Origin of the sequence: Blautia sp. OF09-25XD, from assembly GCF_003482095.1 — a bacterium.
Lineage (GTDB): Bacteria > Bacillota > Clostridia > Lachnospirales > Lachnospiraceae > Fusicatenibacter > Fusicatenibacter saccharivorans.
Window position 1 is genome coordinate 94,137 of sequence record NZ_QUMG01000004.1, and the last position, 13,470, is coordinate 107,606.

General features: G+C 52.7%; 11 protein-coding genes and 1 pseudogene. 1 reads left to right on the forward strand and 11 read right to left on the reverse strand.

Annotated features, from left to right (window positions below):
• Positions 1 to 88: 88 nt before the first annotated feature.
• The 5 genes from hemW to DXA93_RS19495 form a co-directional block, all read right to left on the reverse strand.
• Positions 89 to 1,222, reverse strand: coding sequence for a radical SAM family heme chaperone HemW (gene hemW, locus DXA93_RS04975; protein ID WP_117813629.1), 1,134 nt, complete (start codon positions 1,220 to 1,222; stop codon positions 89 to 91).
• An 88-nt stretch (positions 1,223 to 1,310) separates the two neighbouring features.
• Positions 1,311 to 3,125 (reverse strand): translation elongation factor 4, encoded by a 1,815-nt coding sequence (gene lepA / locus DXA93_RS04980; RefSeq protein ID WP_117813627.1) that lies wholly within the window; start codon positions 3,123 to 3,125, stop codon positions 1,311 to 1,313.
• Positions 3,126 to 3,220: 95 nt separating this feature from the next.
• Positions 3,221 to 4,627, reverse strand: coding sequence for a stage II sporulation protein P (locus DXA93_RS04985; protein ID WP_226906319.1), 1,407 nt, complete (start codon positions 4,625 to 4,627; stop codon positions 3,221 to 3,223).
• Positions 4,628 to 4,650: 23 nt separating this feature from the next.
• A complete protein-coding gene (gpr, locus tag DXA93_RS19490) occupies positions 4,651 to 5,178 on the reverse strand; it encodes a GPR endopeptidase (RefSeq protein ID WP_330426894.1) in 528 nt (175 codons plus the stop codon).
• Positions 5,115 to 5,537, reverse strand: a complete 423-nt coding sequence (locus DXA93_RS19495; RefSeq protein WP_330422066.1) for a GPR endopeptidase — start codon at positions 5,535 to 5,537, stop codon at positions 5,115 to 5,117. The genes gpr and DXA93_RS19495 overlap by 64 nt, the downstream gene beginning before the upstream one ends.
• 181 nt (positions 5,538 to 5,718) lie before the next feature.
• Between DXA93_RS19495 and rpsT the strand changes: the two genes are divergently transcribed.
• On the forward strand, positions 5,719 to 5,982 hold the full coding sequence (gene rpsT / locus DXA93_RS04995; RefSeq protein ID WP_022462214.1) for a 30S ribosomal protein S20: 264 nt from the start codon (positions 5,719 to 5,721) through the stop codon (positions 5,980 to 5,982).
• A gap of 327 nt (positions 5,983 to 6,309) precedes the next feature.
• Here the strand turns inward: rpsT and holA are convergent, their stop codons facing one another.
• From holA to DXA93_RS05025, 6 genes and pseudogenes are all read right to left on the reverse strand, one after another.
• Positions 6,310 to 7,293 (reverse strand): DNA polymerase III subunit delta, encoded by a 984-nt coding sequence (gene holA, locus DXA93_RS05000; RefSeq protein ID WP_118595083.1) that lies wholly within the window; start codon positions 7,291 to 7,293, stop codon positions 6,310 to 6,312.
• A gap of 71 nt (positions 7,294 to 7,364) precedes the next feature.
• Entirely contained in the window at positions 7,365 to 9,638 is a 2,274-nt protein-coding gene (locus DXA93_RS05005) for a DNA internalization-related competence protein ComEC/Rec2 (protein ID WP_117804122.1), read from the reverse strand.
• Complete coding sequence (locus tag DXA93_RS05010; protein ID WP_055227346.1) at positions 9,635 to 10,558, reverse strand: GerMN domain-containing protein; 924 nt, start codon at positions 10,556 to 10,558, stop codon at positions 9,635 to 9,637. The genes DXA93_RS05005 and DXA93_RS05010 overlap by 4 nt, the downstream gene beginning before the upstream one ends.
• Positions 10,559 to 10,570: 12 nt before the next feature.
• Positions 10,571 to 12,049, reverse strand: coding sequence for a sensor histidine kinase (locus DXA93_RS05015; RefSeq protein ID WP_243109152.1), 1,479 nt, complete (start codon positions 12,047 to 12,049; stop codon positions 10,571 to 10,573).
• Positions 11,994 to 12,682, reverse strand: a pseudogene (locus tag DXA93_RS20495) (response regulator transcription factor). Before DXA93_RS20495 ends, DXA93_RS05015 begins: the two are co-directional and overlap by 56 nt.
• Positions 12,683 to 12,699: 17 nt before the next feature.
• Entirely contained in the window at positions 12,700 to 13,404 is a 705-nt protein-coding gene (locus DXA93_RS05025; protein ID WP_117813624.1) for a helix-hairpin-helix domain-containing protein, read from the reverse strand.
• Between the last annotated feature and the right edge of the window lie 66 nt (positions 13,405 to 13,470).

Genomic DNA, 13,470 nt, shown 5'->3' on the forward strand with positions numbered 1-13,470 from the left:
CAGGGACAGGAATCTTGTCTCGTTTTCTCCCATTATAGCACACCGCCGTGCGTTATGCAAACATTTGTTCTATTTCTTTATCATCTTTTTACAGCAGAAAATCTGCCAGAATCACATTGCTGACGGAAATCCCATCGCGTGTCAGAGCCAGGCGCCCGCTGTGTTCCCGTAAAAGATGCACCGCTTCGTATTTCTTCAGAACCCCGCCGTATACGGCATGGATCTCCTTTCCAAACTGCTCCTCAAACTCCGCCGTCGAGATCCCTTGTGTCATTCGAAGGCCGAGAAACATAAATTCTTCCATGGCATCCTGCCGGGAAAGAATTTCCTCATCCTCACGGATCTTTTCCAGTGCTCCGCACGCTTTCAGATACAAAGATCGATCTGCCGTGTTCGTCCACCGGCGGTTTCCGAATAACGATGCCGCGGAAGGCCCGAACCCCAGATAATCCGTCCTTTTCCAGTAGCCGATATTGTGGCGGCATGCGAAGCCCGGCTTTGCATAATTGGAAATCTCATACTGGAAAAAGCCGTATTCTGCGAGGATTTCCGCCGTTCTGGCATACATTTCGCGTTCTGTGTCCTCATCCGGCAGATCCAGTTTCTGCTCCGCAAACGGGGTTCCCGGCTCCACGATCAGGCTGTAGGCGGAAATGTGCTCCGGAGAAAGCTCCGCGATCGTCCGAAGACTCTCTTCCCATTTCTTTTCACTCTGCTCTGGCAGACCTGACATCAGATCCACGTTGATATTCGCAAACCCGGCATCCCGTGCCAGTGCAAAACTCTCCTGAAATTCCGCAAACGTGTGGATTCTTCCCAGCCGTTTCAGCTCCTCATCGTGAACCGACTGACAGCCGATACTGATCCGGTTGAAGCCGCTCTTCCTGTAACATTTCAGTTTTTCCGCATCCAGCGTTCCCGGATTGGCCTCCAGCGTAATCTCAGCATCCTCTGAAAAAACGTACTTGCTCCGCAGTTTTTCCATCACACGGGCGAGCATTCCGGCATCCACTGCGGATGGTGTTCCGCCGCCGAAAAAGGCGGAAATCACTTCACTTTCTGCCGTCTCTTCCGCTGCATCGATTTCTGCCAGCAGAGCCTCTTCATACTCCTTCTGCATTGCTTTCGTGCCCGGTCCCGAGACAAAATCACAGTAGGCGCATTTCCGGATGCAGAACGGGATATGCACATAGAGTTCCAGTGGTTTTCTTTTTTTATTCATTCTGCTTTTCCTCCGTACGATCGAAAGACCGGCCCCTGCGCTCCCGCAACAGCAGGCGGCGCCGACAGGCCGGTCTCATTTTTATTTCTTAATTTTCATCCAGTTTCAGCACGCTCATAAAGGCTTTCTGCGGAATCTCCACGTTTCCTACCTGGCGCATCCGCTTCTTACCTTCCTTCTGCTTCTCCAGCAGCTTCTTCTTTCGGGAAATATCGCCGCCGTAGCACTTGGCAAGGACGTCTTTGCGCATCGCGCGGACGGTTTCTCTGGCGATAATCTTCGATCCGACAGCCGCCTGGATCGGGATTTCGAAGAGCTGCCGCGGAATCTCTTCTTTGAGCTTCTCGCACATCTTTCTTCCGCGCTCGTAGGCAGATCCCTCGAATACGATGAAGGACAGCGCATCCACTTCTTCTTTATTGACGAGGATATCGAGTTTTACAAGCTCGCTTCTCTCATAGCCGAGCAGCTCGTAGTCGAATGACGCATAACCTTTGGAGCGGGATTTTAAGGCATCAAAGAAATCGTAGATAATCTCATTCAGCGGGAGATGGTAATGAAGCATCGCACGCGTCGTCTCCATGTATTCCATTCCCTGATACTGGCCTCGTCTCTGCTGGCAGAGCTCCATGATCGGTCCGATGTAGTCGGTCGTCACCATAATCTCTGCTTTTACCAGCGGCTCTTCCATATAATCAATCTCGGACGGGTCCGGCAGATTCGACGGGTTGGTCAGGTCAATGACGGTTCCGTCGGTTTTGTGAACCTTATAGATAACGCTCGGTGCGGTCGTCACGAGATCCAGATTGTACTCACGCTCCAGGCGCTCCTGAATAATTTCCAGGTGAAGCAGTCCAAGGAAACCGCAGCGGAAGCCAAAGCCCAGTGCTGCCGATGTCTCCGGCTCGTAGAAGAGGGATGCATCGTTTAACTGCAGTTTTTCCAGCGCGTCGCGCAGATCGCCGTACTGTGCGCCGTCGGCCGGGTACATGCCGCAGTATACCATCGGGTTGACTTTTTTGTAGCCCGGCAGTGCTTCTGCACACGGACGGTCGGCATCGGTCACGGTATCACCCACGCGGGTGTCGCGCACGTTTTTGATGCTGGCGGTGATATAGCCTACCATTCCGGCGGAGAGCTCGTCGCACGGGATCAGACGGCCTGCGCCGAAGTAGCCGACCTCGACAACTTCCTCGACAGCGCCTGTCGCCATCATGCTGATTCTCGTTCCTTTTTTCACGCTTCCTTCCATTACACGGCAGGAAATGATGACGCCGCGGTATGCATCGTAAACAGAGTCGAAAATCAGTGCTTTTAACGGTTCCGTCGGATCACCTTCCGGTGCCGGAATTTTCTGTACGATCTGTTCGAGCACCTCGTCCACGTTCAGGCCGGTTTTTGCGGAAATCCGCGGAGCATCCTGCGCTTCCAGTCCGATGACATCCTCGATCTCTGCAATTACACGGTCCGGCTCGGCGCTTGGAAGGTCTACTTTGTTGATGACCGGGAACACATCCAGGTCATGGTCAAGGGCGAGATAGACGTTGGCAAGGGTCTGCGCCTCGATACCCTGCGATGCATCGACAACGAGCAGCGCGCCGTCGCATGCGGCAAGGCTTCTGGAAACCTCATAGTTGAAGTCAACATGGCCCGGGGTGTCAATCATGTTTAAAATGTACTCCTCGCCGTCGGCCGCTTTGTATACGGTACGGACCGCCTGTGCCTTGATCGTGATGCCGCGCTCACGCTCCAGATCCATATTGTCCAGCACCTGATCCTGCATCTCACGCTCGGTCAAAAGGCCTGTTTTCTGAATAATACGGTCCGCAAGGGTTGATTTTCCATGGTCGATATGGGCAATAATACAAAAATTACGAATTTTACTCTGATCTATTCCTGACAAGTTTTTTCCTCCTGCTTTTTCACGGGTTAAATATCAATTTTATCTCATGTCTATTTTGTATGATACGAAATTCCACTCAAAAAAGCAAGATAAATTTATCCGCCTGATGCCGGACTTTTGCCCGACAGAACCTTATGCAGGATATCCGCAAACGGCCCCATTGCATTTTTCACCTCCTCGACCGTATTCGTCTGCGCACCAACCTCGAGAAGAACAGATCTCGGGCGGAGATGGAGGTTGTAGCGGTAGCCTTTTAAATAGATACAGCGCGAAAAGCCGGGATAATACTGTTTTGCCTCATACTCCATCTGAAAGGAAAATGCAAGGTTTTCCGCCTGATACGGATTGGGCAGGCTTGTCAGTTCGCCGCTTTCTTTCGTGCGGGAAAGGCCGTTGAAAAACATGATCTGCGCGGTCGGCTTTCCGTTGATTTCTGTCACAAGACGTTTTGAACCATTGACCCCGTCCCGGTGCAGGTCGATCACGACCTGAATGGACGGGTGTTCTTCCAGCGCCGCTGCGATGACCGGCTCCGCGTAGTTGTAGGCGCGGCTCCGCTCGAGACAGCCTTCTTTCATGTCAAATGCCTCTGTAATATGAAGCACTTCGTATCCGTACTGCTTTTCCAGAAGCTCCTGCAGATCATCACCGAGGCCGATTACCGTGTCCGCTCTTTCTCCCGGACGGGAATCGGCGAAGGTTTCCTGCGAATGGGTATGATAGATCAGAATCTGCGGGCCTTCGGCATTTTCCGGCAGGGTCAGGTCTTTTCCGAGCAGGGTGCTGCCGTCGATCTCGCCCGGCAGGACCGAAGTGTTGGGATCGACAACGAAGAAGCGGTTCAGGAGCGCCTGCGGGTCAGCAAGAAGGTCAGGGGAAATTGTCTCCTGAATCGTGTCGGCCTCCGGGTAGAGAATCTCACGCGGTGCGCCGCCGGTTTCGATGGTCTCCTCCGGGACAGACTGTGGCGCTTCGGGTTCTGCCGTTGATGCCGACTCTCCGGCTGCCGGTTCTGTGATTCCTGTTTCCGTCTGCTCCGGCTCCGTGATTTCCATTCCATCTTTTTGAGTTTCATCTTTTTGAGTTCCATCCTTTTGATCTTCCTCAGTTCCCTGCTCCTTCGATTCTGTCTGCCCTCTTTCTGCTCCCGGTCCCGGATTCGAATCCTGCTTCGCCGTATCCGTTTCCGCTGCTTCTGTCCCGGCAGACAGCTTATTTTCTGCCGTGCTTCCCTCCCGAAGCGCCGGTATCTGATCCCGCACTGCCGCGAGGAGATTTTCCATCCATCCCCTTCCGTCCTCTTTTCCGTCATAAAAAAGAAGCGGCATCATCACATCCACGGATAACTGCTCCGCCTGTGCTGCCGCCCGCTGCAGCAGAACTTTCCCCTCTGAGAAATGATTTTTCCGGAGAACCGCTGCACTGCGGAACAGCAGTATACTGCAGGACAGGAAAAGACATCCCCATCCGAACCATCGTCCATTTCGCCTGGCATTCCACATATTATCACCATATTCATGATATGTTACAGTTCCCCGGAAAATGCCTGATTCATACCTGCCGCAAGAACCCCGGCCAGGCGGCGGACCATCTCGTCGATCTCTTTTGTCGTCACGTAAAGGCTTTCGAGCGCCGGTGAAATGACTTCTCCCAGAAATTCATCCATCTCGGACTCCTCCAGCGATTCCAGAACGCCTGCGACGGCATCGTGGACGATCGTTCCTGCCCCTACAACGGTCGGCACACCGATTCCGATGACCGGCACGCCGAGCGTCTCCTGATTTAAGGCATTGCGGTGGTTTCCGACGCCCGAGCCCGGCCAGATTCCGGTGTCGGCAAGCTGGATCGTACAGTTCAGCCGGTGAATACTGCATGCGGCAAGGGCATCCACGGCGAGAATCACATCTGGATGGGTCTGTTCTGCCGTTCCGCGCAGGATTTCCACTGCCTCCATGCCCGTCTGTGCCATAACGCCGGGAGCAAGGGCACTCACTTCCCGGCCCTTCTTTCCGTAGGTGCGCACCAGATGGCGCGTAACGTTAAGCTGCTCCACCGTCTCCGGCCCGAGCGCATCCGGCGTGATGCCGCGGTTGCCGAGCCGGCCACAAGAACGGATCCGCACGCTTCCGGCACCATTTCCATCAGACAGTGGGAAAACTCCTCCGCCGCTTTCCGGCTCTCCTCCTCGTCTGCCGTCAAAAGCAGCGGCGCTTCGATCGTCACATACGTCCCTTTCGGCTTTCCCATCATTTTTGCACCCTGCTCCGATGTGATTTTCACAATGGTTGTCTGAATTTCCGCCTTTCTTTTCTTCTTCTCAATCTCGACCCCGGAGATCTCCACATGGTCCCTCTCAAATTTTTCCTGATTCTCCATCGCCAGGTCTGTCCGCATCCTATACTTTCCTATCATACTTTTCTCCTTCTCCTGTATTTTTGTTGTAGTTTTTGCAATTTTTCCAAAAATATGTATTGACAAACCATGCGAAATATTATAGGATAATAAAGCATGTTTCAGTGGAGCGCCCGTGTCTGTTCCATTGAATAACATCCCTTAAATCACATTAATTTTAAAAATATTGGAGGTGTACAGTTTGGCTAACATTAAATCCGCAAAGAAAAGAATCCTGGTAAATCAGACAAAGGCAGACCGCAACAAAGCAATCCGTTCTGCAGTTAAGACTTCTATGAAAAAAGTAGATGCTGCTGTTGCTGCAAACGATAAAGAGGCTGCTGCTGCTGCATTAGTAAATGCGATCTCTACCATCGACAAGGCTGCTTCTAAAGGCGTTTATCATAAAAACAACGCTGCCAGAAAAGTATCCAATCTGAGCAAAGCTGTAAACTCAATCGCATAATCAAGATATAAAACAAAGAGAACTTAGTCATACCGTCATGTGGCTGGGTTCTTTTTTTATGCTTACCAAAAGAGTGCGCCGCGACAGATCTTTTGATAAACACAGAACAAGGCGTATCGGCCAGTTTTCCTGTACCGGTACGCCTTGTTCTTTTTATAGCAAGACCCGAAAATAATGCAAAAAATTCAGCACCGCAGAGCGTGAATTACTGCGTCACAGATTTTCGTCGTACCCCGGTACGCCTTCAAATCTGTTCCTTGCAATTCGCGCTCAGCAGCACTGCCTTTTTTGCATTATTTTCGGGTCTTGCTATAGAAAACTCTGCTCTTACGCCGCCCTGCTGTATTTCGTAATCAGCAGTTCCACGCTCAGCAGATCGGAAATTTTTCCCGTCTTCACGTCCTCTTCCATCTGCACGCAGTCATTGACCGCCGCTTTTAATTCCTCCGCCGCATACTGGCGCGACATGGGAATATAGTTCCGCACAACGAAGCTCTGCAGTCCCGTCCGTTTTGCGATCGTCGCCTGATCGCAGTGCTCTGCCAGCAGCTCTTTGACCTGCAGCAGCAGATTGAACTGGCGTGCCAGCAGAAAGAGAATCCGCATCGGCGGCTCCTTTAAAGCCAGCAGATCCTGATACAGATCGAGCGCTTTCCGCTGCTTCTTCTCCGTTACCGCGCGGATCATCTCGAAAATCCGGTTCGTAATCTGCGTTGTGCAGACTGCCTCGATATCCGCCCGCGTGATCACATCTCTTCCCATCGTATAGCTGAGCAGTTTTTCCAGCTCCTGCGAGATATTTCCCATATCCGTGCCCGTCTTTTCCAGAAAATCTTCCATATCCTGGCGCGTGATCTTTTTTCCCTCTTTTTTCATCATGCCGAGTACCCAGGTCATCAGCGTCTTTTCGTCCTGACGAGCAAATTCCACTGCTCTTCCCTGCTTCTGCACCGCCTTGTACATACGGTTCCGCTTATCGACTTCCTCCTCCACGAAGATCAGCACCAGATAATCCGGCAGGGATCCCATGTAGTCTGCCAGCGCGTCGGCTTTGTTTTTGAAAAATCCTGTATTTTCCAGCAGAATCACACGGCGGTCCGCAAAAAACGGCATCGTCTCCGCAAGGTCAATCACTTTGGGAATCTCGGTTCCTCTTCCCTCAAAGCGGGAGAAATTCATCGTGTCGTCCTCCGGCAGCAGTGCGTTTTTCAGCTTGTTTTTATACTGATGCTTCAGATAGGCTTCTTCTCCGTAGAGCAGGTAGGCCTGCTTAAAATTCTGCGTTTTGATATCTTCTAAAATGCTTTTCATTCCATCCTCTTTCTTTTGTTCCGGCAGAAGCACGTTTGCGCAGTGCCGCAGCAGCCGGAGCTTTTGACCATTCAGGAGACGGGAAATTCCACATCCGACCGGTATCCGTGAACCGCCAGGCGGTCACGCTTCAGCTGTACTGTCACGGCTCCATCCACCGGTGTTCCGTAGATATGGCTTTTGCAGGCACGAAGCCGCTCCAGCAGCTCCCGGTGCGGATGGCCGTACCGTCCCGGCCACGCGCAGGAAATCAGGCTGATCTGCGGCTGTATGCGGTTCAGAAATGCCTCGCTCGTTGAATTTCTCGAGCCGTGGTGCGCCACCTTTAAAATCTGGCACCGCTCTGCCGCCCCCAGGACCTCTTCTTCTCCGCTTCCCTCCAGATCTCCCGTCAGAAGTGCGCGGCAGGCACCGCAGGAAAGCTGTAATACAACACTTCCGGCGTTTTCCTCTCCCGTATAGTCTTCGCCCGCTCCCGGATGAAGTACCGATACGGTGAGTTCTCCTGCACGGATCTCGTCTCCCTTTTTTAGATATTCTACCATAATTCCCGCTTTTTGTGCGGCTAAAATAAAAGGATTTTCTTTTTCGCTTCCTTTCATCCACACAGGCAGGAACAGATGGCGGATGCGAAGCGCCGTTTTCTGCTCCCCGATCAGCTCCAGCAGTTCGAGGATTCCGTTCGTGTGATCTGCGTCCGGGTGCGTGACAACAACGGCATCAAGAGCGGCAATGCCGCGCTGTTTCAGATATGGGAGAATCCTTTTTTCCCCGACCGCAGACGCACTGCTGCTCCCGCCGTCATTCAGCATCACAAAACGGCCGCTCTCCACCACCAGCGAATCGCCCTGGCCGACGTCCAGCGCTGTAATGGAAAACGTTTCCCGGGGACGGTAAAAAAGCAGAACACAGGCAAAAAACATGGTAATACCAAAGAGCATCCGCTCCCGCTTTCGTGCCTGCGCACCTTTTCGTTTTGCCCCATCCGGATTCATCTCCCGTTTTCGTTTTCGCACATACAGTATCACCAGCAGACCGGTCAGAATGATTCCATATCCTGCCATCTGCCATTTTTCCGGCTGACCGCAGATCCACACATTTCCCGGAATCTGTGCGACCGCCGCTGTCATCTGCCGCAGAAGTGTGAGCAGGAACCGCGTCGGAAGCAGAACAACACTTCCCGCTTTCACGCTTGCCAGTCCCGCCAGAAGCCCCGCAGCACCCGTCAGCAGCACCGCCGTCATGACAGCTCCTGCAAACAGATTCGGCAGAAACGCAAAGAGCGGAATCTCATAAAAATACCACGCCTGCAGCGGGATCATGACAAGCTGCAGGGAAAGGTACACCATCGCAGCCTCTTTTCCTTTCGCCGCAAGCTTTTCCAACCCCGTTTTTTCCCCGCGTCTCTTCCGTTCCGCCTTCTCCCCCGCCAGAACCGGATAAACCCCGGAAATGGCTGTTACTGCTCCAAACGAAAGCCAGAACCCGCTCTGCTCCAGATACGAGGGGTTTTCCGCCAGCATCAGAATTGCCGCAAGAGAGAGCGCACTTAAGGAATCATACGTCCTTCCCACTGCGACAGCTCCCATCCGCACCGCAAACATCACCACTGCACGCACGGTCGCCGTTCCGCTGCCGGTAAACATGCCATACAGCACCATACCGGCGGCCGCTGCCAGAGATGCGGGAGTTTTCGGCAGATGCAGCGCCATCAGCAGCCGTCGGAGTGCCATGCCGAGCAGCATCAGATGCATGCCGGAAACGGAAATCAGGTGCAGCAGACCGCTCTGCTGATACGCCAGATACGTCTCCTCCGTGAGTTCCGACCGTTCCCCGAGCAGCATCGCAGAAAGCACACCTGCCTCCTCCTCCGGCATCATTTCTTTTAAAACGGCACAGCACCGCTCCCGCTCCAGCCGGAGCGCTTCGCCGAGATTCCACCGCCCGACATCCACAACTTCCTCCCGTTCCGAAATCACGTAGAACGCACAGCCTTTTCCCTCATAATATGTTTTCTCATCAAACATCCCCGGATTGCGCGGGCTTTCCGGCTTTTTTACAGTTCCGTACACCCGCACAGCGGCTCCGACCGGCAGATCTCCCCGCTTTGCGAGCAGATAAATTTTCCCTTTGCTTCCCTCCCCACGCAGCACATACCCGTTGTTGCTGCTCTTTTTCTCATACGTTTCAATTGTCCCTGCAATCCACACCTTCCTGCCCTGCTGCGCTTTGTTTTCGTATTTGGGGTCAGAAAAAGGCGTGCCAAGAGGCACGCCCGCAATCCGCAGCAGCACAAGCACCAGCATGAATCCAAGACACGCCAGGCACATGGGCCGTTTTCTCATGTATCTTTTTCCTCCAGATAAGACAGGTCTTCCTCGTAGAACTGATTGAGTTTCATCGTTTCACGGAAGGTTACATCGCTCTCTCCGTTGATGGAAAACTGCACCTTATCCACCTTACAGTTCGCCGTGATGGAATCCACCACCGCGTAAATCGGAATCTGCTCCGCCACACTCGAAAGCGCAGAATCCTTAAAAGATTTGTCAAAATTCACATAGGCAATCCGATCGGATGTCGTGACACTTAAGACATTCATCGTATCCGGCAGCACTGCATAGTGGCCGTCTTCTTTCGGTCCCTTCATCAGCTGCTCCACCACGACACGTTCCAGCGGAATGTTCGTGCTGTACGGCACCCGCCGCGTCTCTTTCACAAGATGATCGCCTGCTTCATTTGCAAAATACAGTGTCAGCGTCGCATACTGATACTGATAAATTTCCCTTCCGGAATTTTCCAGAAAGCTGTCCGCCGTCATCGTTCCGATCTCGCGTCCTTTGGAATCCTTTAACGGATCCCCGTCAATCAGAAGCGTCACGCGCTCCACCTCCGGAACCTGCACAAAGGTACGCACCAGTCCTGCACGCACCAAAACCTCCTGCGGCCGCGCAAGCTCTCCGTACTCTCCACTTAAGTTCAGCGTAAGGAGCCCGTTCTCCAGCGTATACGTCTTGATGGAAATCCCATTGGAAAGAAGTGCCTGGTTTCCGTCCTTGGCAGGTTTCTCCTGCAGCGCGTCAACCAGCTCCTTGATCAGTTTCTGATCCGTTCCTTCTTTTGGTTCATACGGCTCCTGCACCAGTGTTGTGCCGGTTTTGTCCAGGCAGTACAGGTGATACGCCGACTCCTTCTGGCTCTTCTGCCACTGCCCGCAGCCGCTAAGAAGCAGCACGCCGGCCAGCAGTACGCCAAGTATCCGTTTCATGTGCGCCACCTCCTACATCACGTAATTCAGAGGAATCCGCACGGAAAATGTCGTTCCCTCGTTTTCTTTGCTGTATACACGGATCGCTCCCCGGTGCATGACAATCGCGCTCCGCGCAATCGCAAGGCCAAGGCCGGTTCCGCCGATTTCCCGCGAGTGGGACTTGTCCACGCGGTAGAAACGCTCGAAGATATGCGCAATCGACTCCTCCGGGATGCCGATGCCGGAGTCTGCCACCGTCACGTAGAAATATTTGTGATCCGCATTTAAGGATACACGCACCCATCCATTCTCGTTGTTGTATTTGATGCCGTTTTCGATCAGGTTCGAGAACGCCAGCGAGAGCTTCGTCGCATCCACCTCCGCATTGACCGGGCGGAAGCTGTCGAGAATGAGCTCCACATTTTTCTGTGCGGCAATCGGATGAAGCCGCTTCAGCAGCTGCTCTAACAGCTCGTTGATATTGACCTGGGTGATATTGAGGTCTGCCACCTTTTTATCCATCTTGACCAGCGACAAAAGGTCGGTAATAATCTGGTTTTCGCGGTCGATCTCCGAGGTAATATCCTGCATGAACTCCTGATAAAGTTCCACCGGAACGCCCTCCTGCCCGTTCAGCGAATCCGCCAGAACCTTCATGGACGCAAGCGGCGTCTTTAACTCATGCGAGACGTTCGAAACAAATTCCTGGCGGGAATCGTCGAGCGTGCGGACGCGGGTCAGCATCTTGTTGAATGCGTCCGTGATCAGCTCTGTCTCGAGGTAATCCGGAACAGAAATGCTTTCGTCGAGATAGCCGTCGGTGATGTCCTCGATGGAACGGGTGACCTTCTGGAACGGCTTCATCAGAATGCCCGCGAGCAGATAGCCAAAAACCAGCACGAGAAGCGCAATGATCGAAAGAATCGTCATTCCCTTCGTCTCCAGAATTTTCATATTCGCACGGATCTCATCCGTCGAAATGCTGACGAGCATAACGCCGAGCGTCTCCTTCGTCTCGGTATTCTGAATCCGCACCGTCATTTCCAGATAGTTGTTTTTCCGGTCGTACTGGCTCGTCTCCTTGCCCTGAAAGCTCTGGATGACCTCCTGCGAGATAATCGTCTTTCCGCGGTCCATATCGTACGTATCTTTGATGACGCGGAAATCCTGGTCGATAATCAGGATTCTGCCGCCGTAGATATTCGTCAGCATACTGAGCTGTCCGTTGATGACATCCGATCCAGGATCTTCCATGTAATTCTGCTGGATGAGCTGGTTGCAGATAATATCGCACTGATTTTTTACGGTAATGCTGCGCACCGATACCGCACGGTCCTCATAGCTGTTTACGATGCTCTTCTCAAGGATCACACACGGTACAATGCCGATGATCACAAGAATCACCGTGATGCGGAAGCGCAGACTCCGCAGAAACTTCCATTTTTCTTTGTTTTTAAGCCTGGAAATAGTAACCAACTCCCCACTTTGTGTGAACGTACTTCGGTTCACTTGGATTTTTCTCAATCTTTTCGCGCAGACGGCGGATATGTACATCTACGGTGCGCACGTCGCCCGGGTACTCATAGCCCCAGACAATGTTCAGCAGGTTCTCTCTGCTGTACACCTTGTTCGGATTGAAGACGAGAAGCTCGAGCACATCGAACTCCTTCGCAGTCAGATTGATCTCGCGGTCTCCGATGAAGACTCTTCTGCTCTCGCAGTCGATCCGCAGGTCTTTCACCTGTACGACTTTTGCTTTCTCTTCTTTTGGCTCCTGGCGGGCCGCACGGCGCATGATGGCTTGATGCGTGCTTTTACTTCCAGAATGTTGAACGGCTTTGTGATGTAATCATCTGCGCCGTATTCCAGTCCCAGGATTTTGTCCATGTCCTCGCCCTTTGCGGTCAGCATGACGATCGGAACGTTGGAAAATTCACGGATCTGCTGGCAGACGGACAATCCGTCCAGCTTTGGCAGCATCAGATCCAGAAGGATCATATCGTATTCTTTTTCTTTTGCCATGGAGAGTGCTTCCTCGCCGTCGTATGCGCAGTCAACCTCCATGCCGTCCTGCTCCAGGCTGAAGCGGATTCCTTTTACGATCAGTTTTTCATCATCAACTACAAGAACTTTCTTTGCCATTTCTTCTCCTTCTTGTTCTAAACCTCGATAGAACCCCTTATCTTTTCAAACATCTTTCCCTTGATGCCCTCAATGTTCATAATCTCCTCAATCGAACCAAACGGGCCGTTTGCTTCGCGGTAGGCGATGATGGCATCCGCACGGCTCTCTCCGATGCCGGAGAGTGTCATCAGTTCTTCTTTTCCGGCCGTGTTCAGGTTGACTTTGCCGGAACCGGAAGCCTGCTCCGTGCCGCCCGTATTCTGCTGCGGCGTTTCCGTGATTTCCATGTTTTCTGCCTCCTCGCGCGTCCAGACGGTGATCTGCTCTCCGTCTTCGATTTTCCGTGCAAGATTGAGGATTTTTTCTTCAGCATCCGGCAGAAATCCGCCTGCCGCTTCCACAGCCTGCACTACGCGGCTTCCGCCCGGCAGCGTGTAGACACCGGGGGAAGCGACCGCACCGCAGATATAAACCTGCACCGTTTCTTCCGGTGCTGCCTCCTGTGCCTCACGTTTTTCCGGAATGCCTGTGGTTTCTCCGGCGCTTTTTTCGGAAACCGTCTGCTCCTCATCCACTTCCTTCTGATTCCCGAAAACGTTTTCCGCCGTGCTCCCGCCTGTGCTATCTGACAGTTTGTATTCTGTATCCCTGTGGTTGCATCCGCAGAGCAAAAAAACCAGCATCGCCGCCAGTATTTTTGCATGTTTTCTGCCTCTGTCCTGCTGTTTTTTCAATTTCATGCTGTGTACTCCCTTCCGCTTCGCATCTGACGCGCAAGGGTCCCTTGTGTACGCATAACTACGTTT